This window comes from Bacillus sp. NEAU-Y102, assembly GCF_054788175.1.
In genome coordinates, this window is record NZ_JBTWFK010000002.1 from 389,298 (window position 1) to 415,464 (window position 26,167).

General features: G+C 35.1%; 26 protein-coding genes and 3 pseudogenes. 6 read left to right on the forward strand and 23 right to left on the reverse strand.

The features are described from left to right. Positions 1-15: 15 nt before the first annotated feature. The 10 genes and pseudogenes from aceB to ACYFX0_RS08510 form a co-directional block, all read right to left on the reverse strand. Complete coding sequence (gene aceB / locus ACYFX0_RS08465) at positions 16-1,605, reverse strand: malate synthase A (RefSeq protein WP_016097894.1); 1,590 nt, start codon at positions 1,603-1,605, stop codon at positions 16-18. A 220-nt stretch (positions 1,606-1,825) separates the two neighbouring features. Further along, positions 1,826-2,488, reverse strand: a complete 663-nt coding sequence (locus tag ACYFX0_RS08470; RefSeq protein WP_016097893.1) for an S-layer homology domain-containing protein — start codon at positions 2,486-2,488, stop codon at positions 1,826-1,828. A gap of 230 nt (positions 2,489-2,718) precedes the next feature. Next, positions 2,719-3,375 (reverse strand): S-layer homology domain-containing protein, encoded by a 657-nt coding sequence (locus ACYFX0_RS08475; RefSeq protein WP_000727105.1) that lies wholly within the window; start codon positions 3,373-3,375, stop codon positions 2,719-2,721. A 281-nt stretch (positions 3,376-3,656) separates the two neighbouring features. Then, a pseudogene (locus ACYFX0_RS08480) lies at positions 3,657-3,958 on the reverse strand (EamA family transporter); the annotation flags it as partial. A gap of 58 nt (positions 3,959-4,016) precedes the next feature. After that, positions 4,017-4,970 (reverse strand): methyl-accepting chemotaxis protein, encoded by a 954-nt coding sequence (locus tag ACYFX0_RS08485; RefSeq protein WP_460270334.1) that lies wholly within the window; start codon positions 4,968-4,970, stop codon positions 4,017-4,019. Further along, positions 4,965-5,744, reverse strand: a pseudogene (locus tag ACYFX0_RS08490) (MCP four helix bundle domain-containing protein); the annotation flags it as partial. The gene ACYFX0_RS08485 and the pseudogene ACYFX0_RS08490, both read right to left, overlap by 6 nt. Positions 5,745-5,880: 136 nt before the next feature. Continuing rightward, positions 5,881-7,149, reverse strand: a complete 1,269-nt coding sequence (locus ACYFX0_RS08495) for a M48 family metallopeptidase (protein WP_001233314.1) — start codon at positions 7,147-7,149, stop codon at positions 5,881-5,883. 362 nt (positions 7,150-7,511) lie between these two features. Beyond that, positions 7,512-7,811: a DUF2101 family protein gene (locus tag ACYFX0_RS08500; protein WP_001006051.1), complete on the reverse strand. Its 300-nt coding sequence runs from the start codon at positions 7,809-7,811 to the stop codon at positions 7,512-7,514. A gap of 31 nt (positions 7,812-7,842) precedes the next feature. Next, a pseudogene (locus tag ACYFX0_RS08505) lies at positions 7,843-8,173 on the reverse strand (hypothetical protein). A gap of 1 nt (position 8,174) precedes the next feature. After that, positions 8,175-9,023, reverse strand: a complete 849-nt coding sequence (locus ACYFX0_RS08510) for a CPBP family intramembrane glutamic endopeptidase (RefSeq protein ID WP_001067981.1) — start codon at positions 9,021-9,023, stop codon at positions 8,175-8,177. A 140-nt stretch (positions 9,024-9,163) separates the two neighbouring features. Here ACYFX0_RS08510 and ACYFX0_RS08515 point away from each other — a divergent pair, with 140 nt between their 5' ends. Both ACYFX0_RS08515 and ACYFX0_RS08520 read left to right on the forward strand, forming a co-directional pair. Next, positions 9,164-9,868, forward strand: coding sequence for a response regulator transcription factor (locus tag ACYFX0_RS08515; protein WP_000283858.1), 705 nt, complete (start codon positions 9,164-9,166; stop codon positions 9,866-9,868). A 9-nt stretch (positions 9,869-9,877) separates the two neighbouring features. Further along, positions 9,878-11,620: a sensor histidine kinase gene (locus tag ACYFX0_RS08520; protein ID WP_149185262.1), complete on the forward strand. Its 1,743-nt coding sequence runs from the start codon at positions 9,878-9,880 to the stop codon at positions 11,618-11,620. A gap of 343 nt (positions 11,621-11,963) precedes the next feature. Here the strand turns inward: ACYFX0_RS08520 and ACYFX0_RS08525 are convergent, their stop codons facing one another. The 3 genes from ACYFX0_RS08525 to ACYFX0_RS08535 form a co-directional block, all read right to left on the reverse strand. Further along, complete coding sequence (locus ACYFX0_RS08525) at positions 11,964-12,116, reverse strand: hypothetical protein (RefSeq protein ID WP_000394945.1); 153 nt, start codon at positions 12,114-12,116, stop codon at positions 11,964-11,966. A 182-nt stretch (positions 12,117-12,298) separates the two neighbouring features. Continuing rightward, positions 12,299-12,643: a VOC family protein gene (locus ACYFX0_RS08530; RefSeq protein WP_460270245.1), complete on the reverse strand. Its 345-nt coding sequence runs from the start codon at positions 12,641-12,643 to the stop codon at positions 12,299-12,301. Positions 12,644-12,877: 234 nt separating this feature from the next. Beyond that, the gene (locus tag ACYFX0_RS08535; protein WP_048656602.1) at positions 12,878-13,780 is read right to left on the reverse strand and encodes an AraC family transcriptional regulator; all 903 of its coding nucleotides are present in this window, start codon (positions 13,778-13,780) and stop codon (positions 12,878-12,880) included. A 118-nt stretch (positions 13,781-13,898) separates the two neighbouring features. On the opposite strand from ACYFX0_RS08535, the gene ACYFX0_RS08540 reads away from it, so the two are divergent. Together ACYFX0_RS08540 and ACYFX0_RS08545 are read left to right on the forward strand one after the other, a co-directional pair. Then, the gene (locus ACYFX0_RS08540) at positions 13,899-14,402 is read left to right on the forward strand and encodes an RNA polymerase sigma factor (protein WP_460270247.1); all 504 of its coding nucleotides are present in this window, start codon (positions 13,899-13,901) and stop codon (positions 14,400-14,402) included. 5 nt (positions 14,403-14,407) lie between these two features. Continuing rightward, on the forward strand, positions 14,408-15,532 hold the full coding sequence (locus ACYFX0_RS08545) for an anti-sigma factor (protein WP_460270249.1): 1,125 nt from the start codon (positions 14,408-14,410) through the stop codon (positions 15,530-15,532). 43 nt (positions 15,533-15,575) lie between these two features. Here ACYFX0_RS08545 and ACYFX0_RS08550 read toward each other — a convergent pair whose 3' ends face one another. From ACYFX0_RS08550 to ACYFX0_RS08560, 3 genes are all read right to left on the reverse strand, one after another. Then, positions 15,576-16,553 (reverse strand): HD domain-containing protein, encoded by a 978-nt coding sequence (locus tag ACYFX0_RS08550; protein ID WP_460270250.1) that lies wholly within the window; start codon positions 16,551-16,553, stop codon positions 15,576-15,578. Between the two features lie 120 nt (positions 16,554-16,673). Then, complete coding sequence (locus ACYFX0_RS08555; RefSeq protein WP_460270251.1) at positions 16,674-17,780, reverse strand: metallophosphoesterase; 1,107 nt, start codon at positions 17,778-17,780, stop codon at positions 16,674-16,676. 146 nt (positions 17,781-17,926) lie between these two features. After that, positions 17,927-18,844, reverse strand: coding sequence for an alpha/beta hydrolase (locus ACYFX0_RS08560; protein ID WP_000301540.1), 918 nt, complete (start codon positions 18,842-18,844; stop codon positions 17,927-17,929). Between the two features lie 172 nt (positions 18,845-19,016). On the opposite strand from ACYFX0_RS08560, the gene ACYFX0_RS08565 reads away from it, so the two are divergent. After that, positions 19,017-19,562 carry a TetR/AcrR family transcriptional regulator gene (locus ACYFX0_RS08565; protein WP_460270252.1) on the forward strand — a complete coding sequence of 182 codons (546 nt, stop codon included), beginning with the start codon at positions 19,017-19,019 and terminating at the stop codon, positions 19,560-19,562. Between the two features lie 383 nt (positions 19,563-19,945). On the opposite strand, the gene ACYFX0_RS08570 is transcribed toward ACYFX0_RS08565, so the two are convergent. From ACYFX0_RS08570 to ACYFX0_RS08580, 3 genes are read right to left on the reverse strand one after another with little or no spacing between them, the layout of a single operon-like run. Beyond that, positions 19,946-20,173: a hypothetical protein gene (locus ACYFX0_RS08570; RefSeq protein ID WP_012614766.1), complete on the reverse strand. Its 228-nt coding sequence runs from the start codon at positions 20,171-20,173 to the stop codon at positions 19,946-19,948. A gap of 8 nt (positions 20,174-20,181) precedes the next feature. Then, entirely contained in the window at positions 20,182-20,661 is a 480-nt protein-coding gene (locus tag ACYFX0_RS08575; protein ID WP_098437610.1) for a hypothetical protein, read from the reverse strand. Positions 20,662-20,710: 49 nt separating this feature from the next. Beyond that, a complete protein-coding gene (locus ACYFX0_RS08580) occupies positions 20,711-20,929 on the reverse strand; it encodes a hypothetical protein (protein WP_000516160.1) in 219 nt (72 codons plus the stop codon). 360 nt (positions 20,930-21,289) lie between these two features. Here ACYFX0_RS08580 and ACYFX0_RS08585 point away from each other — a divergent pair, with 360 nt between their 5' ends. Beyond that, a complete protein-coding gene (locus ACYFX0_RS08585) occupies positions 21,290-21,877 on the forward strand; it encodes a hypothetical protein (protein ID WP_106081485.1) in 588 nt (195 codons plus the stop codon). A 177-nt stretch (positions 21,878-22,054) separates the two neighbouring features. Here the strand turns inward: ACYFX0_RS08585 and ACYFX0_RS08590 are convergent, their stop codons facing one another. The 4 genes from ACYFX0_RS08590 to ACYFX0_RS08605 all read right to left on the reverse strand — a co-directional run bounded on the left by ACYFX0_RS08590 (position 22,055) and on the right by ACYFX0_RS08605 (position 26,081). Further along, entirely contained in the window at positions 22,055-23,587 is a 1,533-nt protein-coding gene (locus ACYFX0_RS08590; protein ID WP_001055176.1) for a fatty acid--CoA ligase family protein, read from the reverse strand. A gap of 161 nt (positions 23,588-23,748) precedes the next feature. Further along, complete coding sequence (locus tag ACYFX0_RS08595; protein ID WP_106081487.1) at positions 23,749-24,177, reverse strand: hypothetical protein; 429 nt, start codon at positions 24,175-24,177, stop codon at positions 23,749-23,751. 170 nt (positions 24,178-24,347) lie between these two features. Next, positions 24,348-25,337: a lipoate--protein ligase gene (locus tag ACYFX0_RS08600; protein ID WP_106081488.1), complete on the reverse strand. Its 990-nt coding sequence runs from the start codon at positions 25,335-25,337 to the stop codon at positions 24,348-24,350. A 9-nt stretch (positions 25,338-25,346) separates the two neighbouring features. After that, positions 25,347-26,081 (reverse strand): MBL fold metallo-hydrolase, encoded by a 735-nt coding sequence (locus tag ACYFX0_RS08605; protein ID WP_106081489.1) that lies wholly within the window; start codon positions 26,079-26,081, stop codon positions 25,347-25,349. Positions 26,082-26,167 lie beyond the last annotated feature (86 nt).

Consider the following 26,167-nt stretch of genomic DNA (forward strand, 5'->3'; position numbering starts at 1 on the left):
TCCCCTTTTCATTTTTTATAAAATTTCATAACCTGGTAATGTTAAAAATGGTACGAATTCATCATTTCGAACGAGATTTGTAAACAACATTGTCGCCTCTTGGAATCTCCCTTTCTTAAAGGCTTCCTTACCAATCTCTCTTTCTATTTTTGCTAATTCTTCTTCTTTTAGCTCTTCCATTAATTCAAGCGTAATATTACGACCATCATTTAGTTTTCCACCTTCATGACGAATCCATTGCCATACTTGTGCTCTTGAAATTTCAGCAGTTGCCGCATCTTCCATTAAGTTATAAATGGGTGCTGCTCCCCGTCCGCTTAACCAAGATGCAATATATTGAATACCTACGCTAATATTCATGCGAAGGCCCTCTTCTGTAATCGTTCCCACCGGTACCTCTAGTAAATCGTTTTCTGTTACACATATTTCTTCACGTTTTCTGAAAATTTGATTTGGTGTTTTCATAATGTGATTAAATACTTCCATTGCAACCGGTACAAGTCCAGGGTGAGCAACCCAAGTCCCGTCATGACCGTCTAAAGCTTCGCGCTCCTTATCAGCACGCACTTTTTCAAAAGCTGCTTCATTCGCTTCTGGATTATTTTTAATCGGAATTTGTGCCGCCATTCCTCCAATTGCTGGTGCATTACGGCGGTGACACGTTTGAATTACTTTCAAAGAATACGAACGCATAAATGGCGCTGTCATCGTGACTTGTGCTCTATCTGGTAGTAAGAATTTATTATGATTACGGAAACTCTTTAAAAAGCTAAAAATATAATCCCATCTTCCACAGTTTAAGCCAGCAGAATGATCTTTTAGCTCATACAAAATTTCATCCATTTCAAACGAAGCGTGAATCGTTTCCAGTAACACAGTTGCTTTAATCGTTCCATTTGGAATGCCGATATATTTTTGAGCAAATACGAATACATCATTCCATAATCTCGCTTCTAAATAACTTTCCATTTTCGGTAAGTAAAAGTATGGGCCGCTCCCTTTTGCTAAAAGAGCTTTCGCATTATGGAAAAAGTACAAGCCGAAATCTACTAAGCTACCTGACATATTTTTCCCATCAACTTGCATATGCTTTTCCTCTAAATGCCATCCTCTTGGACGTACAATGAGTACAGCTGTTTTCTCATTTAATCTATATTCTTTCCCTTTATCATTTTCATGTGAAATCGTTCCCTTTACTGCATCTCGTAAGTTGATTTGACCTTCCACTGCATTTTCCCAAGTTGGTGAATTCGAATCTTCAAAATCCGCCATAAAAAGATGCGCTCCTGAATTTAAAGCGTTAATGACCATCTTTCTATCTACCGGTCCAGTAATCTCTACGCGGCGATCCTCTAAGTCTTTTGGCAGCTTGGCAATTGTCCAATCCGCTTCACGTATGTGTTTTGTTTCTTCTAGAAACTTCGGAAACTCCCCTGCATCAATTCTCTTTTGTTTTTCTACACGTTTTTGTAAAAGTTCTATGCGGCGCTCATTAAAATTCTCATGTAGTTCCTTCAAAAAACTAAGCACCTCAGGTGTCAATATTTCGTTGTACGCTGGTAACATTTCTCCAACGAGTGTAACCCGTGAAGTTTGCGTCGACATATTAGCATCCCCTTCTTAAACTGTTTTATAACAGATTTGATTTTATGTTTTATATTATATAACAAATCTTCGGAAAAGGAAGTTTTTTTTGAAAATTCATTTCACTTTTTTTCAAAACGCCATGCTTTCGCGCTTTATTCCATACAAAAAAGGCCGCTGTTATACAACAACGACCTTTTTTGTATTATTTTTAAATTTTACTTTGACTAGTTAAACTTTATTACTGCCCTTGTTCCATATCATGCAATATTGCTCTATGTAAAAACTGTGCGTATTGTTCTCTCGTTACCTTCATAGACGGACCGAATTTACCTTCTCCGATTCCCATTGTAATACCATTTGTTTGTATTGCACTAATTGCATTCGTTGCCCATGAATTTGCTGAAACATCATTAAAGTTATGAGATCCCTTTGCCTGTAAGTCAAAAGCATTCGTAAGAACTTGTGCCATTTCCGCACGCGTCAACGTCGCCTTCGGTCTAAAGTTTCCATTCTCGTCTCCCTGGAAAATTCCGATTTCCGTTAAAGCCAATATTTCCTCGATAAAGCTTGTTGAATTTTCATCGATATCTCCATATGGGTTTTCATATTCATCTTGTTCTTCCATATCAAACACACGGTAAATTAAAGCTGCAACTTGCTCACGTGTTACATTATCCCCAAAACCGAATATTCCATCGCCATATCCCAAAATAATTTCTTGTTCCGCTAAATCATGAATCGCCTCATATGCCCAATGCCCTTTTGGTACATCTTTAAATACAATTGTATTTGTTTTTTGCAACGGTGCACTTTCCGCTTTTACATTGTTACTCTCTGCTGAGAATAACACCCCACCCATAATTGTTAATGCTGTAGCTGTTTTTAATAATTTTTTGCTCATTACATTTCCTCCCCAATATGTATATGTTTTTTCAAATATACATAACAAATAGTATATTTTCCGACACATTTCGTGACGGTTTTGTGAATCATATTACACATCATGTCTTTTTTATGGGGTTGATTATAAAGCTTATGTATAACATTAAAAATACATAAAAACGAATAATAATTCTTTTTTAAACAAACAAAAAAGCACAAATATTTCTATTTGTGCTTTCATATTTCACTCTATCTCCAATCCTCTTTCAAATGATAATTAATAATCGCATTATTAATAAATTGAGCATATTGTTCTCTAGGTACAGGGCGATTTAATTCATACATGCCATTCCCAGTTCCTCTTACAACATTATTAGATTGTAGCGCACTAATTGCATCTTCTGCCCAGTGGCCTTTTGGAATATCTTTAAATGTATGTTTTTGCTTCGTTTCAAAAGTAAATGCTCGTTTTAAAATGACAGCCATTTCCGCTCTAGAGACTGGTGCTTTCGGCCTAAAGTTCCCTTGCCCATCCCCTGTAAAAACACCACGTTTTGTTAACGCCAAAATTTCCTTTTTAAAAGTTGTTGTACTATCAGAAATATCTTTATACGGATTCGCTACTGATCCTTCTTCTTTCATTTCAAGTGTTCTGTAAATAATACCAGCTACTTGTTCACGTGTTGTAAGATCACCAACACCATACTTCCCGTTTCCATACCCTAATATAATTTTATGATATGCTAAATCCATAATAGCGTCATATGCCCAAAACCCGTATGGAACATCTTCAAACACAATCATTTGTGGATACTCTTCCGCTTTTACAGGCGTCACATTCGTCCCTGCAAATATCCCTCCTGCCATTGTCGCAATCATCATTACACCCAATATTTTTTTCTTCATCGTCCTCTCTCCCTATTTCATTCAAATAAAATGAACTTCATTATTTCAGGAGTACTATTTTTTGGTGAATGTAAGATAAAATGCAAATCTTCTAGAAGAAATATTTCCACTACCTTTCTGCTTTATGCCTCCTTCTTTCTTTTTCAAAAAGGAAGTTGTCACATCTAAGGTGTCATATACTAAAACATTCTACAATCTCTTTATAAACTCCTTTTCACTTTACAACTTCCCTTTATTGGCGCGTAAAGGAGATGCCTAATGAAGGTTACTATATTCATGATTTATATTTCAGAGGTAGCATTCCTCTCCACTGATAACTCGCCTTCTCTTCCCTTGCGAAAAGTTAGCGCCATCCCTACAAATATAAGGATAATCCCAACTACTTGCATACTAGTTGGTCTAAATCCGGTAAAAACAGTATCTAATAATATTGCAACCGCAGGATCTAAAAACACTAATACAGAAATAATTCTCGTCGATAAATGTCTTAAACTGTCAAAAAATAAGTAATATACAAATCTAGTATGTACAGATCATCACCTTGAAAATGCTCGAAATCTAAGAATAGTAGTAATAAAAAAAGCATCCTTTTTTCTTAAAAGAGGATGCTTTTTTATATTTATTAACACTCAAATATGCTACTACTTTTGAAGAGTAAATTGGGCAACTATTTGTTTTAATTTTCCTGCTGCGTTATGCATATGTTCAATTGAAACCGAAATCTCTTGAACAGATTTTTCTTGCTGTTGAATAGACTCTTTTACCCTATCAGTTCGGTCAGATGATCTTTGGGAAATTTGAGCCATGTCTTCTGCAGAAGCCGAGATTTCCTCACTACTCGCTGCAATTTCATCTGTAGACATAGATACCGTTTGAATTTGCTCAGATACTTGCTGTACTTTTTCTGTAATTGTTCCAAATACTTTTTCTGTGTGCATTACTACTTTTGTACCTGCCTGTACCTCATTATCTACTTTCCCCATCATATGTACCGTATGGTTCGTTGTTCCCATAACTTGAGTAATAAGATTCTCAATTTGTTTTGCAGAATCACTAGATTGTTCTGCTAATTTCCGCACTTCATCTGCCACAATTGCAAATCCTCTACCACTTTCACCAGCACGTGCAGCCTCAATTGCGGCGTTTAATGCTAATAAGTTAATCTGAGAGGTAATACCTTGCATAACATCAATGATTTTAACAATTTCTTCTGATTGTTCTTTCATAGTCTCTACTTGTTTCACACCGCTATGTACCGAATTTTGGATTGTATCCATCTGTTGAATCATTTGTTTCATTAATTTGTTACCATTCTCTGCATCTAATGCTGATTGAGCAGACAATTCATTTACAGAGGACGATGTATTGACTATACTCTGCATTCCTTGTGTCAATTCTTCCATCGCACCCGCAGTTTGTTCCATTGCTTGCATTTGACTCTCTGCACCATTTGCAACTTCTTCAATATCCATAGTGATTTTCTTCGCTGCACTACTAGATACTTCTGATGCAGATGCTACTCCGTCTGCATGTTGGAATAAAAGCTGAATATTATTCTCTACTTCTTGCATATTTGTTCTTAGCCCTGCAATCATCTCGTTAAAATTACTTACTAATACACCTAATTCATCCTTAGCATTATAATCACCATGTACAGTTAAATCTCCTTCTTTCGCTCTTTCCATCATACGACTAACCGTTTGTAACGGAGCAACTATAAGCCTACTAATAATATAACTTACTATACATATAACGATTGTAGTAACTACTACAAGAATGATAAAGGTAATAACGGATCGATCAATCATTTTTTGAGAATCTTTAAACACTTGATCAGCTAAGTTTGAAACATACGATTCTAGATCCACTGCATAACCAGCTAACTCTATTCCCTTCGGTTTTAATTCCTTCTGAAATTCGTTTACCATTTGTGGCTCATTTGTTGCCTTCGCCTTTTCAAATAATTTTTTATATGTATCTTTATAACTTGGCAAAGATTTCTTCATCTTCTGAAACAGTTCATCCTCTTGCTTACTTAAATTAAAACCATCATCATATTCTTTTAATAAAGAATCATATTTTTTAAGATCCTTTTCAATATTATCAATTATCCCCTCTTTATTTGCCACTTCATTTTGTGATGCAGTAATTAATTCTAATAAATTATATTCTAGTGAATTTTGTGTGCGAAGCATTCCTTCTAATAAAATTGCAGAATATTGATAATCATCTACTACAACCTCTGTATCGTGCTTAATCTTATTAATGGAATTAATTGCTACACTGCTCATAATTACCATACCTAAAACTGCTAATGAAATAAGCGATAATAATTTATATTTCACTTTTAAATTTTGTAAAAAATACATTTTTCCACCTTTATTCCTTTATATATAGATTTTTAGAATTTTATAGCTTATTATTTACAAAATCTCAATAAAAAGCAATGATAAATATTCCCAATATCAAACTTATATCTCTATAAAAAAAGAAGTAGCTATCATGCTACTCCTTTTTGCTTTGTTTCTCATATTGTTCAAACGTGTGAATTCTTTCAAAAATTGGTGGGTGGGTGTATAAGAAAAACTTCACTAACGCAGGCGGATTTACTTGGCTTAAACTTGTTTTTGATAAATATTGAAAAGTTTTCACACCAGATTTCCCGTCCTTCGTCATATTTAAAGCATATTGATCTGCCGCTCTTTCTTCTATACGTGAAACGTAGTTTGTTGCTGGTTGTGCTGCAAAAGAGAGTATAGAAGAAATTAAGAAAAATAAAGGTAAAATGGAGAAACATGCCACTTTTGAAATTTGCAATGTATCTCCCCATTTGCGAATACACATATTTATAATACGACTAATTAAAAACATACCTATAAACGATAGCAATACATAACTTGCAACGCCAAAGTATATATGCTTCATAACATAATGTCCCATTTCATGAGCCATGATAAATAATATCTCTTTATCTTTTAACTGCTTAAGCGTTGTATCCCACATTACAATACGGGCGTTAGGACCAATTCCTGTTACGTAAGCATTTAATGCATTCGTTTTTTCTGACATATTTACTTCATATACGTGTTTAGCAGGAATGTCAGCTTTGTCTGCTATCGCTAAAATTTTCGTTTCTAATTCTTTATTTTTCAGCGTTGAGAAGTCGTTATAAAGCGGATCAATAACGACAGGCTGTATGAATGTTAAAAAGATTGTAAATGGAACAGAGAGCGCCCACCCTGCTAGCCACCACCTCTTCGGAAATTTACGGATAAGCCATAATAGAACGGTAACTACGATTAACATAGTCGCATAACTTTCCCAAAAACCGATAACATGATCTTTTATCCAGCTTTGTGTACTTTGTGTTGAAATGCCGTAATCAACGGATACTTTCCGGCCAATCCATTGCATCGGTAAGGCAAGCACTGTTGTCAGTAATGATAAATAAAAGAAATAAATCGCAACTTGCAAGACACTTATTTTAGTCGTTTCCTTCGACCATTTCTCAAACTTTCTTGAAATACCTAGCACAAGTACAAATAATAAAATAATCCATTCAAGAGGCGTCGCTAAAAAGTATAGTAAATTTTTCACGCGCGAATAATCTTGGCTTAGCGTAAGCTCTCTAGCACTCATAAACGTTTCTGGATCTGCACTTGTTCCTTTATACATGTCCGGAATAAGTTCATGATTCCATCCAAATAAATACCAATATATAAGTAACGCAAATCCAACGTACAAAAAAAGCGACCAACCAATAACCTTCCTCACGCTATTCCCTCCTCTATGCTGCCTGTCTATTATTATTGTAAGTTCGTACACGCTAAATTAGAACAAGCTTATTATGTGAATTGCTATGGATCTTTTTATTTACATAAAAAAACTCTTCTACATAAGAAGAGTTTTACCTATCTTTAAACACTTTCTTCGGTTCATAATCCGGAAGCACTTACAAACCAACGCCTTTTACATATCAAATATACTCATAGTCTTGAAAGAATAGCGTCGTTATAATAAAGCGAAACTTTAATCAGTGGGGTCTTACTGCCCGGCAAATAGCGGGATAATCTTAAAAAATCCGATTAAAACTAGTACGTACCCTACTTGCTTTTTAGATAACATAAAGAGCCTCTTTAAGGAAGTACATCTATTAATAAACTAAAATCTTGTAAAGAGAAGGAACTATATTTCATAATACCCTGTACAGCTAAAAGTAAAATAAGACCGATCACACACATATAGTTAACGCTTTCTTCACTCTTTTTTTCAGTAACGACTCCACCACTTATACATAAAATCCCCAACAAATGGAGCGCTAAATACATGAAAAAGTAAGCTTCCTCCCAGCGCAAAATAACATTCACTGTCGTTATTAACACTAGACTAAGTAAAATCAAATAAAAAAACTTATTTGATGATATCGTTTCATTCATATAATTTTATACATCCCTTTCAAATTTAGAATTAATGATGTTTCAAAGCTATAAAGTAAATGATTGTTTTCATACTATAAAACAAAAGGAAAGCCACTATTACTTTCTCAAATACTTTATGAACCCACATATACTTCTCTCCATTTTTTCTGAAGATGCGCTTCATCATTTCTTCTACAATTAGACCAAATATTAGTACAACTCCTAATACAATAAGAAGAGAAATAATATTTTCTTTTAAATGATTACTAGAAAACAAATACTACAGGTTGAATCCAATTACAAAAGCTTTTATCACACATATCTGCAATAGACGTAGCATCTATAATTTCTTTTAATATTTTTTCAACCGTCTTCTTCATCTTATTTACTCCCGACTACATCTGAAAAGCTCTTTTCCTGCTCTGCATATATAACTGGCACTTCTTTACTCCAATACTTGCGATTAACAAATAAAAAGATAAGTACTAAGTTTAATCCCGTTATAAATATAATAAGTCCAGGAAAGAATGTCGTATAATTTGAGAAGTCTGCAAAACTCATAATTTTTTCTCTACTTATTAAAAAAGACGCGCACATTACAAATGCATTGTTTAACATATGTATTGCAATTGGCATGAGTAAACTTTCCGTACGAATATATACGATCGACAATACGATGCTGAATATGGCTGCACCGAGGAAATCAACATGTAACAATGCAAACAATATTGCTACAACGATGGTCGCTATGCTCGTTCCCCATTTTGTTGCAAAGCGTTGAAGTAAAAATCCGCGAAAAACAAACTCCCCGATAATTGGTGCGATGAATACAACCCTAATGACTTGATATACATATCCCCCAGTACTATCTATAATCGGTTCATGCAATGCATTCATAATAAAGTCTGGTGTGATCCATGCAAAACTATACATATACAAAATAAGATACCCGTAACTAAATATGCATAACATAACCGTAATGTATAAAACTTGCACCAAGTTAAATGTTTCATTTTTATTAACAAACAATGAAAATGAAATGCGATGCTTTTTATACTCATAAAAAATCCATACCATCGGAAGGATATAGAATATAAGGATATTTATAAAAGAAGAATTTTGTATATGAAATATACTTGTTAGCAAATCGCCACTACTTCTCGCTATTAAAATTAATAGTGCAAATACAATTAAAAAATATCTAGCTCGCATCACTTGAAACGGATTCACACTCATCTCCTCCCCTATGTTACTTTTATCATATCATTTGATTCTTAATTTTTTGCGAAAGAAAACCTTAAAATTTCCTTAAAAATTCCATAAGTTACAAAAGGATGATATGATATTCGAGAAAATTAGGAGGGATGTTTATGTACCAAGCAAATATTTTACTCGTTGATGATGAAACAGCAATTTTACAATTACTAACTACCATTCTTGAAAAAGAAGGTTTTTCTCATATTACAACTGCAACATCAGCTGAAATAGCTTTATCTCTAACTAAGGAAAACAATTACGATTTAATTATTTTAGATGTAATGCTTCCTGGACAATCTGGTTTTGATATTTGTCCAATCATTCGCCAACAAACAGATTGTCCCATTTTCTTCCTATCAGCAAAAGCATCTGATTTAGATAAAATATCTGGATTTTCATACGGTGCGGATGATTATATTACGAAGCCCTTTAATCCATTAGAAGTAGTAGCACGCATGAAAGCACAGCTTCGGAGACATATGAAACAAGCAGTACCGCACGAACAAAAATCACACTCGATTTCATTTGGAAGATTTGAAATTGATCAACACTCTGCAGAACTGACAGTGGATGGTCACATTGTCGAATGTTCCGCTCAACTCTTTCAACTACTACTCTTCTTTTGCGAGAATCCGAACTACGTATTTTCGAAAGAGGAAATATACGAAAAAGTTTGGGGAGCACCTGCCTATAATGGCGATGACAACACTGTTATGGTCCACATTCGAAAACTACGTGAAAAAATTGAACACGATCCAAGTAAACCAGAATATATAAAAACTGTTCGCGGCCTTGGTTATAAGTTCGTTACAAAGTAGGGTGACGATATGAATTTTAATAAACGACTTATTATTCAATTTATCATGCAACACGTTTTTGTTTTAGTTACATTACTTATCGCTGTAGTTGCTGCTTTTACTTATTTAATTTTTCTTCTTACTAGTACTTTATATGAACCTAACATTCCAGATTCTGATAGTTTTACGATTTCAAGATACATCTCTTCAGAAGATGGGCATATTTCATTACAATCTGAAGTGCAAGATTTAATAAAGGAGAAAAATGATTGGCTCCAAGTTGTAGATGAAAACGGAAAAATCCTCTACCACTTTAATACACCAAATGATGTTCCGAATGCTTATACGAAGACATCTTTAGTCGCATATATACAACATCATATCGAAAGTAATTATAAATTTACATATTGGGAAATTGAATTAGAAGAAAAGAAAGTACTTGTTATTTATGGTGGTATGTTAAAAAGCAATGCTTTACTAACAGCAATTCAAAAGGAGCATTCCTCTTTAACAATGGATTCGTTCACATTAACAGATCAAGAAAAACAGTTACTGTCTAAAGAAAAAGCAGCACTTCAAATATTTAATCAAAATGGCGAAGAGGTTTTTTCTTATACAACCGGAAAGAAAAAAACATTTTCAGCAATACAAATCGCCCTTAATGAAAAAGAACCTTGGAATCATAAAGAAAACACGTCTAGCTTTTACGATGCAAATAGTGGCAACCTTCTCGTTGTAACTGCAAAAAATGATCACTACTACCCAGATGACGAAATTGAAGATGTATTTACTAAGAAGTTTCTCATTGGATGCGGATTAATCCTTCTTATCGTATTTGTTTATTTAGTCATTCTTTCTATTTGGTATGGTAATAAATTCGGGAAACCGTTATTACATGCGATGCGCTGGCTTAAAAATATCGCTGGTGGAAAGTATGAAGAACCTATTAGTAAAAAAGAAAAGCCTGTCAGGTTCCGGCGATCTGGTAAAGAAAAATGGTCATTCCGTTTGTTTAGAGATGTGACAAGTTCACTAGAACACCTTTCTATTACACTCAAGAAAAATGATGCGATGAGGCAAGTACTTCAGCAAACACGAGAAGAATGGATTACCGGTCTAACGCATGATTTAAAAACACCACTTAGCTCTATATATGGCTACGCATTATTACTAGAATCGAATCAATACAACTGGACCGATCGTGATATTCAACAATTTGGTAGTGTTATGAAAGAGAAATCTCAATATATGACGACATTAATTGATGATTTAAGCTTAACGTATCAATTAAAAAATAATAGCCTTCCTGCACAGCACGTAAACGTTGAAATCAATCAGTTCGTCCAAAAAGTATTATTGCAATTTATTAATAATCCAACACTTCAAAATCAAAATATTGAATTCGTACCGAGCTCAAATAAAATTCAATATTTCATTGAAGAAAAATGGTTCCAGCGTATTATCGAAAACTTACTCGTAAATGCTGTAAAACATAATAACGAAACAACTACTGTCATCGTAAAACTATCACAAAACGCTAATTCCTTTATACTCTCCATTTCGGATGACGGAAAAGGAATGGATGAAAAAACGAAAGAACTTCTATTTGAACGATATTACCGCGGAACAAACACAGAAGAAAGCAACATCGGAACTGGACTTGGCCTAGCCATTACAAAACAGCTCGTTCATGCTCATAACGGGACAATTTCCGTTGATAGTGCACTCGGAAAAGGAACGACGATTATTCTTGTGTTTCCGTTTCGTTCGTAGGAAAGACGCTATGTAGCGTCTTTTCTTATGGGGAAGTTTGATGGTACATGAAATTATGTTACTCGCCTTTTATTCTAGCTTATTGCGATAGTTCGGCGGTATATGAAGTTATATCAGCGATTTTTAAGATATATCGAATTGCCAACAAAAACCAACAATACCAGTCTACTTCCCCTACTATACAAAGTAAAAATAAAACTATTAACAAATACATTTCTAAACTGTTATACTATAAATAGAAGTATAAACTAAATAAGTTTTGCATAAAATGAAGTAGACGAGGTGCTTCCAACACCCCGTCACTGCAACTAATTACCGCGAGGTGGAAGGTTGCAACTAAAGCTTATTTGCGCTTTGAAGACTTCCCACGCTTCGCAGGCAGACGGGTGGTCTTCTTTTTGCGCTTTTTTGCCGTTAATTTCTTAAATCCCAAAACTATACCTTCTCTAGCTATAGTTTTTGTGATTTCCAACAAAATTTGCAAAAGAAATTCCATACGATTACACCTCCTTACTCCATTAAATGAAGAAAGGGCATAACCTTCCACCCGCAATATTTAATTGCTATTTTATTTTACCATTTTCATATGTATTACAGATAAAACAATACAAATTTAACAATCCACTCGTAAAAATAACCTTTCACAACTCACTATGAAAGGTCATCTCCATATTTTAGCTATTTCCCTACTAACACAAACACATTCTCATCAGGTGCTTCCATTACTGCAACATGTCCTGATTCCGTTGGAAATGGTTCGCAAATCCATTTTACATCTTTATTATCTTTTAAACTTTCATACGTTTGTTGTACATCTTCTACTAATACTTCCACTTCCCTAAAATTAATATCCGGATGATTGCTTATTACTAACTCCGAACTTTTCTCATCTGGAAACTTCAATCCTATTAACATCCAAATAACCCCTTCTTCTAATTCTCTTTCTATCATCCAGTTTTGCTTCATTCCCATTTCTTTATAAAGTGAAACTTTAATCAGTGGGGGGGCTTCTTCATCCCCCACTGATTATTAGTTGAACCAATCGGGCTTTTACGGGCAGTTGATCCCCCCTAACTTCTTTGCTTTCGCTGAATTTTGAGGTAGGGATCTTACTGCCCGGCAAATAGCGGGATAGAAAGAAACTGACCTTTCTATATTCTTCGTATGTATAGATACACATTCTAGTTTTTTGAACATTTTCCTATTTCCCCCTTCATGAAAAAGCGAACCATCTCCCAATGATTCGCTCTTACCCTATTATTTTTTCTTCACCGGTATCCAAAGCTCTACTTGTGCAAACTCACTCTTATCTTCGTGGCAACGCTCATCGTACAGTTCAAACTCTGTAACTCCGCAATGTTCATATCCTGAATGCGGGAACCATTCTGAGAATACTGCATTCCAAGTTTGGTGAATAGACGATACCATTTCTTCATGAGGAACTTTCGGCGTTGTAAATACTGCATATGTTGCTGCCGGGAAAGTACGCTTTGCAATTTCATTTGGTACATTTTCAAAATCTGTAACTTCCATTCCGATAATATAAGTGAAGTCTCCTGTTTCTAAATTAAAATCAGTACATAATCCAAGCTCTACCCATTGGCTCGTATCTTTACGATTCGGAATCGTTGTCCCAAGATCTTTTTGTAAATATTCTTGCCAAAATACTGGAATGTCTTGATGGTTTTTCCCTTCTTTACTTGTCGTCTTCAATTCATAACCCGCCACTAAAAATTCTGGTTTATTTACAATACGATATTCCATTTGTATGCCCCCTAAATACGGATTTAATTTTCTTTGCTTTACATTCACTCTGTAATACATCGGTGTTTCGATTTCTTGTTTTCGATATTCACTCGGTGTCATTTTAAATAATTTTTTAAAGGCTCTCGTGAACGTTTCGTGAGATTGAAAGCCATGTTCAAACGCGATATCAATAACTTTTTCATCCGTATGAGAAAGTTGATAAGCTGCCCGGGCTAACCTCCTCTTTCGAACATACTCCATTACTGTATCACCTACTAACGCCTGAAATACACGATGAAAATGCGACTCAGAAAAACCTGCAACCCGCGCTAAATTACGCAGCGTTTGTTTTTCCATTACATCTTCCTCAATATAATCAATTGACCTTTGAATTTGTGTTTCATAGCTTTCCATCTCTGTTCACCCGCCTTATATGTATTATGATAAAAGAGAACGCAATCCAATTCTTGACGTTTTTTACTATAATTCCATAAAAAATTGTAACTTTTTTATATGTATTTCGTTGTTATGTATGAAGGGAGGGAAATTAGTGAAACGCAAACAATCATTAGAAGATATTTATTCAGATAATATGCGTGATTTATTTCGCTATCTTCTCTCCCTAACCGGAGATTCTCACTGTGCGGAAGATCTCATGCAAGAAACCTTTTATCGCATGCTCGTCCATATTGATTATTACAAAGGCGAAGAAATTAGGCCGTGGTTATTTACAATTGCCTACAACGCCTTTATCGATTGGTATCGAAAAGAAAAAAAATATAAAACAACTACAGTGGAAGAATTCCATTTACCAAACGCGCCAAGTACAGAACATGAATATTTCGTAAAATTTGAGATCGCTAGTTGGTTAGAAAGTTTATCTTCTCTTCCGCTCGAAAGACGAAATGTCCTGCTACTACGAGATTACTATGGATTCTCCTATAAGGAAATAGCAGAAATGACTGGTCTCTCATTAGCGAAAGTAAAAATTGAATTACACCGCGGACGAAAAGAAGCGAGAAACATAGAGGAGTGATACAGATGGGTTGTGCAGCATTTAAAAAACTATGGGAGAAGTACGAAAACGGAACACTCACGCATGATGAACAAGAACTGTTAGAAAGTCATATTGAGTCATGTGAAGCGTGTGAAGCTTACTTAGATGAGCTGTTAACAAAGACAGAACCAATTAAGAAAAAGTTACCTCCAAAAGATTTTAAAGTTCCTTTTTGGAGAATTAAGTGGAAACATCGTTTACAAACGTTTGGTTTTATATTATCAATTTGCATCGTTATCTATATAATCGGCGGGGTATTATCAGCCTTTTATTTTCAAGCTAATAATGATAAAAGGCTAGAAGAAATTAGAGAGGTTCCTTCGCTTACACTTGAAGCAACGATCCCAAATAGCCGTGTTATGGGAGGCGGAACAAGTGTAGAAGCTTTTTTCCGTACGAATAGCCAATTTGATTTAGTACGAACCGTGGGTAAAAAAGAAATACCCCTCGGTACAATAGAAACAAAAAGCTTCTTATCATCTGTAGATGTTACGAAGCGAACTTGGATGAATCCGTTCTATCAACCAAAACTCTTCTTTGTTCATCCAAAAACAGAGCAGGGTGATTATTTAAAGGATTCATCAAAAAAAGTATGGGATACACTTGCAAAAGTACATGATGGAACCGTTGCAGAAGTAGCAATTTCTTTTGATAAAGCTTACACTTTAAAAGAATTAGAACCGCTTTTATATAGCATATTTGAAGCACAAGAACTCCCTCCAACTCCTGTATGGTACGCTTTAGATACAGGGCAAGAAAGAAAAAATGTAGATAACTATATCCTACATGGCGGAGAAGCTATAGGGTTTCCAGAACATGTAAGATTCCTCGATAATGAAACTGACGGGCAGAAAACGCAAGAAGACAAAGTAACCGAAATGATGCGCGTCCTTTCTATCCATAAAAAAACGGTAAGCAAAATAGCAGCGCTTTCTGAGAAAGAACTAAACTTAGATAAACGTTATCAATATGTAAAGGATAACGGTGTAAAAGTATACGGAATTGTTATTACTGGCCCATCGAAAGAGTTATTAAAATTACAAAACTCCCCGCACGTACGTTATGCGACTCTTGGAGATATTGAGATTTGGAATTGGTTTGATAATTAATAAAAAAGAAGTAGCGCTCTAAAAAAGATGCGCTACTTCTTTTTTATTCCGAAATCAATTTCACATACATCCCTCTCACCGCTTTTTCATAAGCAATATCACTCATCTGTCTTATGTTTTCTGACACAACAGACGACTGAACGATTTTTCCTTCACGAAGTAACGGCGGATCAATAAGACGCACTTTATTTTTCTGATGTAAATCATAATCGTTTCTATCTTCTTTTACTTTTACATTTCGATGAACTTTGCTTAATAAAGCTTCTACTTCGGGGTCATTACATTGTTGCAATTTCGAAATAAGCTCCTCATCTTCAAGAAGAAAATCATCTGCATGAATAATCCTTTTATGAAGAGCTACCTTTAACGTTTTCGCTAACATATCATTTCCGTAAATATTCATTGGTTCCATAAAGAAATCGATTACTTCCTTGTAATACGTTTCTGTAAACCATTCTGCCATTTCGACACTTTGAACAACCATTTTCCCATCTACAGCGATGACATCTTCTAAAAAACTGTGAACTTCTTCTAAAGAAACATACCCATATGTATACATATCTCGTAATGTATAATCCACTCTGTCTGCGCATAATTCTGGTGCTGACCTTTCGAGTAACGTCCATTTCGAATCATCTAACAAAATATCTTCATAGTTATAACCATACTTCGCAAGAATCGCTGGAATTTCTGAGTTTTTCACAACAGAACTAAATATCTCTTCATGATAACTTTCATCTTTATTATCAAAAACGTAATCAATCACGTGGGAAAAAGCAGTATGTGATACGTCATGTAGTAAACCAGCAATCTGTTCTTCTACTGAACCACCTAGTTTTTTCACTAATAACATAACACCCACTGAATGCTCAAAGCGAGTTACATTCCATTTCTCGTTCATTAAGTAACTTGCGCCTGCTTGATGAATTCCCTTTAGTCTTTGCACAGACTTACTTAAAATTAATTCTTCTACTACTTGATCCACTTCAAATTCTCCGTATAGTACATCTGATATGATCACTTACAATCCCCCTTTATTTTAATCGAGTCTCTTTTATGAAATTAGCACCAACATAAATATTTATTGTTATTTGTTTTTATTGAAAAAATAGAGAGCCATCAGCTCTCTATTTCATAACCCCTATTCAAATGTAACTTCTACCTGCACAATCTCCGACCTACTACCAAGTCTAAGCGGTGGTCCCCAAAATCCAAATCCAGAAGAAACAATTGCGTGGAACGCGCCTTTTTGTGCGTATCCCCAGTCTAGCTCGTACATTCTTCTCGTTACAATATGATTGGGCGCCATTTGTCCGCGGTGCGTATGACCGGATAATAATAAATCTACACCTGCCGCTGCTGCTTGTTTCAACTCAAATGGCTGGTGATCCATTGCGATAACAGGCATCAATTTATCTACCGTACTCATTAATTGTTCAAAGCTTTGGCGATTTCGCTCTGTTTTATCTCTTCTTCCAACGAGATAAAAGTCATCTTCAATTGTAATCACTTCATCTAAAAGAATACGAATATCAATCTTATCCATCTCTTGTAAAAACTCTGGAACTGCTCTGCCGTAGTATTCATGGTTTCCTAAAACGCCATATACGCCTAATGGAGCTTTCATTTGTTTCATGATCGTTCCCATATTCTTTTGAATGAACACACCTGGATGATCATCGATAATATCACCTGGCAGTAAAATAATATCAGGTTCCATCTCATTTACATGACGAACAAGTCTTTTTAAATGCGAAACGCCAGACAGTTTACCGAAATGCATATCAGAAGCCATCGCAATGCGTAAACTTTTACGCCCCTCTACCTTTTTCGGTATGTGCACCTCGTACTTTCTTACTACCGGACTATACGCATTAAATACTCCATACGCAAAGATAAAGATAAATGCAGCTATCACAGCCGCCCCTGTCCAAATAATTGCCGCTTCTTTCTCTACTGAAAACTGTAAAAGAAAGACCATAATATCAGCTAATGGCAACAACATAAGCGCATATTGTATAACCGCAAACCAAATCGAACCTATCGTTCGCAGAAATGGCAAAAACTTAAACACTTGCACGAGAATGTACGCATATGAAATAAATGCAACTATAAAAGCATAATATCCCCAAGATTCCCAGCCAAATACCGCATGAAGCCAAACCCATCCGTTCCAGCCGATGTAAAACATAAGTAGTGTGTATATAATTAATATGGTAAATATATTGAGATAACGAAGATTCTTCACAGCCAGCCTCCTTATTGATTTCTTCTATTATAACTTGTTATGCACTTATAACGTAAATATTAAGCACTTCGCTCATCATAGTAAAAACCTATAGTTGTTAGACTTGTATCTAACAACTATAGGCACCATTTATATCAACATTGTTTTTACAAATGCTCTTTATAAAAACTTGTTAATTTTTCAACTGCAATTCTTACTGGTTCTGGTTGATCGTATAAATCGTAATGACTCACACCTTCCACAACAAGTAAATCTTTTTTCTCTGAAGCTGCTTTCTCATACAGCTCATGACCATCTTTATAAGAACCAAATGCACCTTGCTTACTGCCGACAATAATTTGCAGCGGCTGCGTTAATAACGTATCTGCTAAATGGAACGCATCAAAACCAATTACCGATCCCATACTCGTAAAGTTTAACTTATTTGGAGAGTTAACACTTTGCCCTCGCGGCGTTGTGTAATACTCAACTGCTTCTACAATATCTATATCGGTCATACCCGCTGCTACTAACTCTTCCTGATTTTTAGGAATCCAATTTGTAATCATTTCCTCTGCTCCGCGTACTTCAGCAGTACGTTGTTTACCAATTGCCTCTAACACACCAATCGGGTTAGACTCACGATTTAAACGACCGATATTTGCACCAACAACTGTACCAACCGCTTTAATGCGGCGCTCTGTCATCGCAGCATTTACCGCATAACCACCGCCTGCACAAACACCTAACACACCGATACGTTCTTCATCTATATAAGGAAGAGTAGTTAAATAATCTACTGCTGAGCGAATATCCTCAACTCGCGCAGCTGGCTCTTCAATATATCTCGGTGTACCTTCACTTTCACCTTGATATGACGCATCAAACGCAAGCGTTACATATCCTTGTTCCGCTAACTTCTCGGCATACAATCCTGCTGTTTGATCTTTACAGCTACTACCTGGATGCACACAAACAATCGATGGATTTTGTTTCTTTTCCTCAGCACCTTCAGGAATGTTTAAAATACCTGTAACTTGTAAACCTCTTGCATAAAATCTTATATTTTCCTTCGTAACTGCCATATATAAAACCGCCCTTATCTTATTATTATTATTTTTACACTTGTGAGAGTTATTACTCGCGTGTATATTTATAATAAAATGAGTAGAACCTTGTTTCAATGACCACATTTACGCATTTGGGTGATAATACACACATAAAGAAATATGTGTATCAACAACGGAGGAACACGATATGGAGAAAATCGATAGAAGAATTATAAAATCACAAAACGCCATTCAATCGGCATTTATAGAAATGTTAATTACAGATGGATTTGATGAAATTACAGTTAAAAACATTACCGAAAAAGCAAACATCGGAAGAAAAACGTTTTACTTACACTATCTAGATAAGTACAATTTATTAGATAAAATTGTGGACGATCATTTAGACCAATTAAAAGAAATATGCTATGAGAAACAAAACAAAGGTTATATAGAAGGAACTGTTATATGGTTTGAATACTTCAAAGAGCACAAACCATTTTTCGCGGCACTATTTAGAAGTAACAGTACATTATCATTTCAAAAAAAGTTCCTAACGTTCATCATGAGTGAACTAGAGAAAAAACTAAATGCAAATACTTCAGTCAATAAAAACATTGATAAACATATCGTTTTAAAATTTTTAGGAACAGCTGTCATGGGCATTTTGGAATCTTACGTATTGGATGAAATTGATGATGATATTGAGTATATCGCGACACAGGTTGGGGAATTGATGAGGAGGAATATATAATGGTTATGAAAAAATGTACCCAGATTGTTGGGTGCACTTTTTATATTTTAACGCCTTTATTTTAATCCATAATATTCCTTGATATCATCATCCAAATCATCCCATGCTACGGACATGATTGGGTATGTATTCTTCGATTGTACTTCTATATTTTTATATACGAGGTGAACACGTTCTTTCGGATAGCTGTTTTTCTTTAGCGGAAAAACTTCTATATACTGTTTTCCCTTTTTAAAATATTGATTTAATCCTTCTTTTAGTTCCAGCGAGAGAATTTCACCTTCATAGTTCTTTGATAACTTGATTTTTTATATAGAGATTCCTTTCCTTATTACCTATCCACTTTGCTGCCTTCTTACCATATTTAACACCTTAAAATACTGCTAATTTTCCGCCGGCACTTTCTCATATTTCATCTTCGTACGGTTACCCACTTGGTCATATTCATAGCGTCCAGAAAGTAGAATACTATTCAATGTACTTACTATTACATCTTTCATTTTATTTACGTGGTCATAGTTAAAGGTTGCACCAGTACCGAAAAAAGCAATCCTTCTTAAAAGGAAAGTTTGCTTATATATATTTACATAATCTTCATTTGGAAAACCCAAATTTAAAATCAAAATTCCGAATTATAGGCATTTAAATCCCTAGCTTCTTTAAAGTAATTTCTAAATTTATCATTAATATTTATATCATTACTTAATAACAACATCAAACTGGAATCCCAACAAACAATTTCAAGTTTTGCTTGAGGGTGCTGAATATTTGGACTTGGTACCCAGAGCCCTTCGTTTCCATTTGCATAGGGCTCTACAAGCAAATTATTAATATCAATGTTTATAGACTTATCAAACGCAGATAGTACGCCCCAAATAAATTGAGGATTATATTTCTTTACGAGATTTGAAAGATCTTCACCTGCTATCCAAACTATTGGATGCGACATTTTAGGATAATCTCGGATAAGTTTCTCTTCCTGATGTGCGACAATCTCCATGTCTGTTATAAGCCAATTAAACTCTTTTTCCCTACCTTGAAATGAGTCAAAAACGGAAGCTAAAACTGTATATTTAGATCCATGTAAAATGAAGTTCATCCAATCCCTCCAATTAGTACCAATCGATAAGTTAGCCTTCTTGAACTTATTATGTGTAGATAATTAAACAAATACCAATGAATACTGTTACTATACACAATATAATAGTTGTTGCAGTATCTAGCAAAATGCTTACGACTAGGAAAATTATTGATTTAAGAGCAAAAGAAGGCCCTTTTTCTTTCCATTGACGATAGATTTGCATCATTGCATAAATTAATGGAATCATACCACCTATAATCAGAATAATCCCTATTATTTTCCCCATGTTTCCCCTCCTTTTAAAGATTCGAATCAATAAATATACTATATAATCATACGTTCTCAAAATATATCCTTACATTTTTAGAGTTATTTTATATCCGCGAAACTCTCTAATCAATTAACAATATTTTATTATCTTCTTTGTTTACTTGTTTATTTACTTTTCTTTGAACCAATGAGGAAACCCTCTACTCCAAATCTCGCCCCATGTAATAGCATTGCTCCCAATCCATTTAACGATTGATAAAATAAGACAAGGGCTTTTTTGGAATCATCGGTTAAACTTGCAATTTAGTTGGAGAAAGAACAAACTGATGATGCGGAAAAACATAGTATATAGAAGACTATATAAGGAGTTTTTCATATGATTGATAACAGAATTTCGAAAGATTATGGCCATGAAATAGATGATTCTTTAAAAGAAATTACAGATACAACCATCTTACTTAATTTTCAAAAAGCGATTGTAAGTTTATATCCTCATCTAATACCAATTCATGCTTTTTCCTATGACGCATGGGATGATATTGTAATGCCATTGTTTTATGAAATGGTATATAAAACCTTTGCTTTTAAATACGGGATAGATATTAACTTTAAAGAAACTCATACCTATATGTTTTCGCTTAATAGTTATAAAGGGATACATCACATCGAGTGTGTTCCAAAGTGCACGACATTTAAGATTTATATTAACGAAGAATGGATTGAAATGGATAATAAAAGTTTGAAAGAAAATGTATTTGTATTTAAGTCATTTGGGGATGGATTGCATTTTCTAACTGGTGGAATTGAAATTGCAGATGCTTATCGTGTAGGATTTGACCTTGTTGAGGTTGATATTGTTTCTACCATAACAGGTCTTCCATCTAAAACAAGTATTTTTATTGATAAAGAGCATGTAGACTTTGTGTTTGTTGCAGAAACATATGATACAAATATCCAAAGTTAAAAATTTTATTTAAGAAGGCAATAAGAATATCTTCATTACTACTCGTACCAAATCATTGTTTGAACACGCTCTGCTATTATATATACGAACTTCCTACTACATTTCAAATGAGAAAAAGTTATTACGATAAACAAAGAAAAGGTCTCCTAAAATATATTTTAGGAGACCTTTTCTTCATTACACTTGCATCGCTTTCTCTCTCAATGCTCTTCTTAACAATTTACCCGTCGTATTCTTCGGTAATTCTATTAAAAACTCAATGCTTTTCGGTACTTTATATTTCGCTAAATGTAACGTACAGTAATGCATTAGTTCTTCTTCTGTTACGTTTGCTTGCTTCAAAACGACGTACGCTCGCACAGCTTCTCCTAAGTTTTCATCAGGAACACCGATTACAACAACTTCCGCTACTGATTGGTGCGTATATAATACTTCTTCTACTTCACGAGGATATACGTTATAACCGCCAACTAAGACGATATCTTTTTTACGATCAACGATATAGAAGTAACCTTCTTCATCCATTTTCGCCAAGTCACCTGTATATAGCCAGCCGTCTTTCAATGTCGCAGCTGTATCTTCTGGTGCATTATAGTATCCTTTCATAACGTTAGGTCCGCGAACGATTAATTCGCCGACTGCGCCGACAGGTACTTCTTCCCCAAGTTCATTTACAATTTTATTTTCTACATGCCAAATATTTGTGCCAATCGACCCTGGTTTACGAGGACGATCTAGCGGATTGAAACAAGTAACTGGTGATGCTTCTGATAAACCGTATCCTTCTGAAACAATAACGTTAAAACGTTTTTCAAAGTTTTGCAGAAGAGCAACAGGCATCGATGCACCACCGGAAATACAAAGGCGAAGCGTCTTCACATCTTCTGCACTTGCTTCTTCAAATAAATATAAATAATTGTACATCGTCGGTACGCCAGCAAAGATCGTTGGTTCGTACGTGCGACAAATACGGAATACTTCTTTCGGACTAAATTTCGGTAACATTAAAATCGTTGCCCCGTTCACAATCGGTGCATTTACCGCAACTGTTAAACAGAATACATGGAACATAGGCAGTGCCGCAACAACGCGGTCATCAGCCGTATATTGTAAATACGACGCCACATCGTTCGCATTACTATATAAATTTTTATGTGTTAACATAGCGCCTTTCGGTTTTCCAGTTGTGCCCGAAGTGTATAGAATAACCGCTACATCTTCTTCATCTAGTTCAGGACCTTCGTAAGTTGTATCTCCAGTCCCCACAAAACTAGTAAACGTTTTCATTTTTTCGGTTTCTGTATGGTTAAAATCTGATGAGGTTTCACATATGATGATGTTTTCTAATGAAGGAAGTCTTGTTGTAAGAGATTGTATAACAGGTAGAAGGACGTCGAGTACGATGATTGTTTTTACATCTCCATTTTGTAAAATGTAATGCATTTCGTCTGCTGTATAAATTGGATTAACTGGAATAACAGTTGCTCCCGCTTTCATTGTTCCGTATAAACCGACCAAAAAATGTGGTGAGTTCCCAACAACTAATGCGACATTGTCCCCTTTTCCAATGCCCATTTCTGCTAAATTGCTAGAAAACCTTGTGACCATTTTGTTTAATTGGTCATATGAGACCGACTGATCCATAAATATATAAGCCGGTTTATCCCCCTTCTTTTTTGCCGTTTCAGCCAAAGATTGAACGAGATTCACAAAAACCCCACCTTTATAAAATTTAGAATATTTAAAAATTCTAAATTAATTATATTAAAAGAAAATTAAAGTAGCAAGTGATATTCTATTAACTGCATATAGACAGATCACCTTCTCTTAGTTTACTTTGGAAAAATAAGGGGATTTTATTTACAAGTAATTTATAACACTAGACCAAAAATCATTTTAGGATAATATGCATTCATCTTTTCTCTAAGTTTATTAAGTTCCTCTTTATTTAACGTCGTATGCTCTCTAAACAAGTTGATCGCGTCCGCTCCATCTGCATGAAAATACACCGTAACATATAATGTCGGTAACCCTGTATTGTCTTCATCTATTGATAAGACAACATCTGGTGTTTTATTAACAGTGCTGAATGTTTCATTTCTTTTCCACTTCTTATTTTGAAACATGTCTTGTATATCATGTATCTTTCGTTTGTTATCTGTATGCGTAAAATATATAACATTATCCTCCGCTGGTTTTCCGATAGACAAAATTGTACGACTTGAGGGCGATCCACTGTTACACGCTGTCATTCCGATAACGAAGCTGAGCAATAATACAACGTACATTACCCTTTTCATTTCGATTCGCCTCCTTTTGAATATATATATTCCTTTATAAGGGGCAAATGTCCTATGATTTTATGGTGAATGAAATTATATCCGCGATTTTTCGAATATGTCGACTTACCGAAAAAACGCGACAATCTACGCAAAAAAAGAGGCTACCGTTACGGCAGCCTTCCTCATTTTTAGAAGAATAAATGTAAGAAATCTTCTGTTGTAATATTACCGAAGTAGCGTACGATATCTACGCCTTCTAAAGCTACAGTGAATGCATCTTTATCGAATTGAACGCCTGTTAGACGCTCTTCGATATCATGCACATCTAGTGAACCGAAGAAGTCACCGTAAATTTTGCATTCTGTTACTGTTCCTTTTTTCACTTCAAGACGAACGTCAACTTGTCCAACTGGGAAGCGGTGTGAATGTTGTAAGTTGAACTTCGGTGACTTTCCGTAGTTCCAGTCCCAATTGCGGTAGCGCTCTTCAGAAAGTTTATGGATTTCTTTCCAATCCTCTTCTGTTAATTCATACGTTGGGATTTCTGTTTCTCCTTCGAAAATTGTTTCTAGAAGAAGTTGTCTAAACTCTTCTGTCGTCATTTCTTCGTTTAGGAACTCTGTAATATTCGCAACGCGGCTACGGATTGATTTAATTCCTTTTGATTGGATCTTATCCATTTTTACTTTCAGTGCTGATACGACGTGATCGATTTCAGAGTCAAATAGTAACGTACCGTGACTGAACATACGACCTTTCGTTGAGAACTGCGCGTTACCTGAAATTTTTCTTCCTTCAGCTAAAATGTCGTTACGACCACTTAGTTCTGCATTTACACCTAATTTACCAAGCGCTTTCGTTACAGGCTCTGTGAATTTTTTGAAGTTGCTGAAACTATCTCCATCATCTTTCGTGATAAAGCTGAAGTTTAAGTTTCCTAAATCATGATATACCGCGCCTCCGCCTGATAGACGACGAACGACATGAATACCTTTTTCTTTTACGTAATCTGCATTAATTTCTTCTACTGTGTTTTGGTTTTTACCAATGATAATCGAAGGTTCGTTAATGTAGAACAGTAAATATGTTTCGTTAATATCTAAATTTTTCACACAATATTCTTCAATCGCTAAGTTTATTCTAGGATCTGTAATTCCTTTATTATCAATAAATAACATCGTATCACCTCATGAGTTCCATACGTAGCCACTATGCGCTAGCGTAATATGGCCACTGAAAATTTGTTTTGCTTCTGTTACTAAATTAGATGGGTTTCCTGTATGCGGTAAGTGCGTTAATAAAAGTTCTTTTACATTCGCATCTTTTGCAATACTTGCTACTTCTGTACTATTCATATGCCCTGCTTTTGCAGCCTCTTGATGTGCATACATATTACACTCACAAATGAAAAGATCAGCATCTTTCGTGAATGGAATGAATTCAGGAATATAACTTGAATCAGCGCTGTATACTACAGCACCATCTCCAGCTGTAATACGCATCGCAAAGCATGTAACAGGATGAACAGTTTTTAAGAACGAAATCGAGAACGGTCCAACTTGAAGTGTTTCTTCTGGATTGTACGCGATTCCTTTCGTATGTGGTTCATGTGTTAAAGAATGGAATCCATTCTCGTCAAACGTATGACCGTATATTGGTAATTCCGGTAGTTGCCTTGTTGTTGCACTCGTAATTAATCTCGCATATTGCAATACCCCAATGTCCGCAACATGATCGTGATGATAGTGTGACAGTACAACTGCATCTATATGAGATGGTGTTATATATTTTTGAAGCTGTGCTAGTACACCACTACCACAGTCTACAAGTAAACGAAAACCATCGTGTTCAAAAAAATACCCCGACGTTGCTTCTCCCGCTTCTGGAAATCCGCCCCAAAAGCCGACAACAGTCATTTTCATATGTATCCATCCTTTCTAAAACCGAGTAGGAATGCATGTTTCACTTACATTCTACATTGTTAACTATAATCCATTTCCTAAACTTT

Excerpts from the sequence above, each read along its gene's own strand:
- ACYFX0_RS08595 (WP_106081487.1), bottom strand. The coding sequence starts at position 24,177 with ATGAAAAGGGTAATGTACGTTGTATTATTGCTCAGCTTCGTTATCGGA.
- ACYFX0_RS08585 (WP_106081485.1), top strand. The coding sequence starts at position 21,290 with ATGATTGATAACAGAATTTCGAAAGATTATGGCCATGAAATAGATGAT.
- ACYFX0_RS08565 (WP_460270252.1), top strand. The coding sequence starts at position 19,017 with ATGGAGAAAATCGATAGAAGAATTATAAAATCACAAAACGCCATTCAA.
- aceB (WP_016097894.1), bottom strand. The coding sequence starts at position 1,605 with ATGTCGACGCAAACTTCACGGGTTACACTCGTTGGAGAAATGTTACCA.
- ACYFX0_RS08535 (WP_048656602.1), bottom strand. The coding sequence starts at position 13,780 with ATGGAAAGCTATGAAACACAAATTCAAAGGTCAATTGATTATATTGAG.
- ACYFX0_RS08475 (WP_000727105.1), bottom strand. The coding sequence starts at position 3,375 with ATGAAGAAAAAAATATTGGGTGTAATGATGATTGCGACAATGGCAGGA.
- ACYFX0_RS08520 (WP_149185262.1), top strand. The coding sequence starts at position 9,878 with ATGAATTTTAATAAACGACTTATTATTCAATTTATCATGCAACACGTT.
- ACYFX0_RS08540 (WP_460270247.1), top strand. The coding sequence starts at position 13,899 with ATGAAGGGAGGGAAATTAGTGAAACGCAAACAATCATTAGAAGATATT.
- ACYFX0_RS08485 (WP_460270334.1), bottom strand. The coding sequence starts at position 4,970 with ATGATTGCAGGGCTAAGAACAAATATGCAAGAAGTAGAGAATAATATT.
- ACYFX0_RS08470 (WP_016097893.1), bottom strand. The coding sequence starts at position 2,488 with ATGAGCAAAAAATTATTAAAAACAGCTACAGCATTAACAATTATGGGT.
- ACYFX0_RS08580 (WP_000516160.1), bottom strand. The coding sequence starts at position 20,929 with ATGGGGAAAATAATAGGGATTATTCTGATTATAGGTGGTATGATTCCA.
- ACYFX0_RS08600 (WP_106081488.1), bottom strand. The coding sequence starts at position 25,337 with ATGTTATTTATTGATAATAAAGGAATTACAGATCCTAGAATAAACTTA.
- ACYFX0_RS08575 (WP_098437610.1), bottom strand. The coding sequence starts at position 20,661 with ATGAACTTCATTTTACATGGATCTAAATATACAGTTTTAGCTTCCGTT.
- ACYFX0_RS08500 (WP_001006051.1), bottom strand. The coding sequence starts at position 7,811 with ATGAATGAAACGATATCATCAAATAAGTTTTTTTATTTGATTTTACTT.
- ACYFX0_RS08545 (WP_460270249.1), top strand. The coding sequence starts at position 14,408 with ATGGGTTGTGCAGCATTTAAAAAACTATGGGAGAAGTACGAAAACGGA.
- ACYFX0_RS08560 (WP_000301540.1), bottom strand. The coding sequence starts at position 18,844 with ATGGCAGTTACGAAGGAAAATATAAGATTTTATGCAAGAGGTTTACAA.
- ACYFX0_RS08605 (WP_106081489.1), bottom strand. The coding sequence starts at position 26,081 with ATGAAAATGACTGTTGTCGGCTTTTGGGGCGGATTTCCAGAAGCGGGA.
- ACYFX0_RS08525 (WP_000394945.1), bottom strand. The coding sequence starts at position 12,116 with ATGGAATTTCTTTTGCAAATTTTGTTGGAAATCACAAAAACTATAGCT.
- ACYFX0_RS08515 (WP_000283858.1), top strand. The coding sequence starts at position 9,164 with ATGTACCAAGCAAATATTTTACTCGTTGATGATGAAACAGCAATTTTA.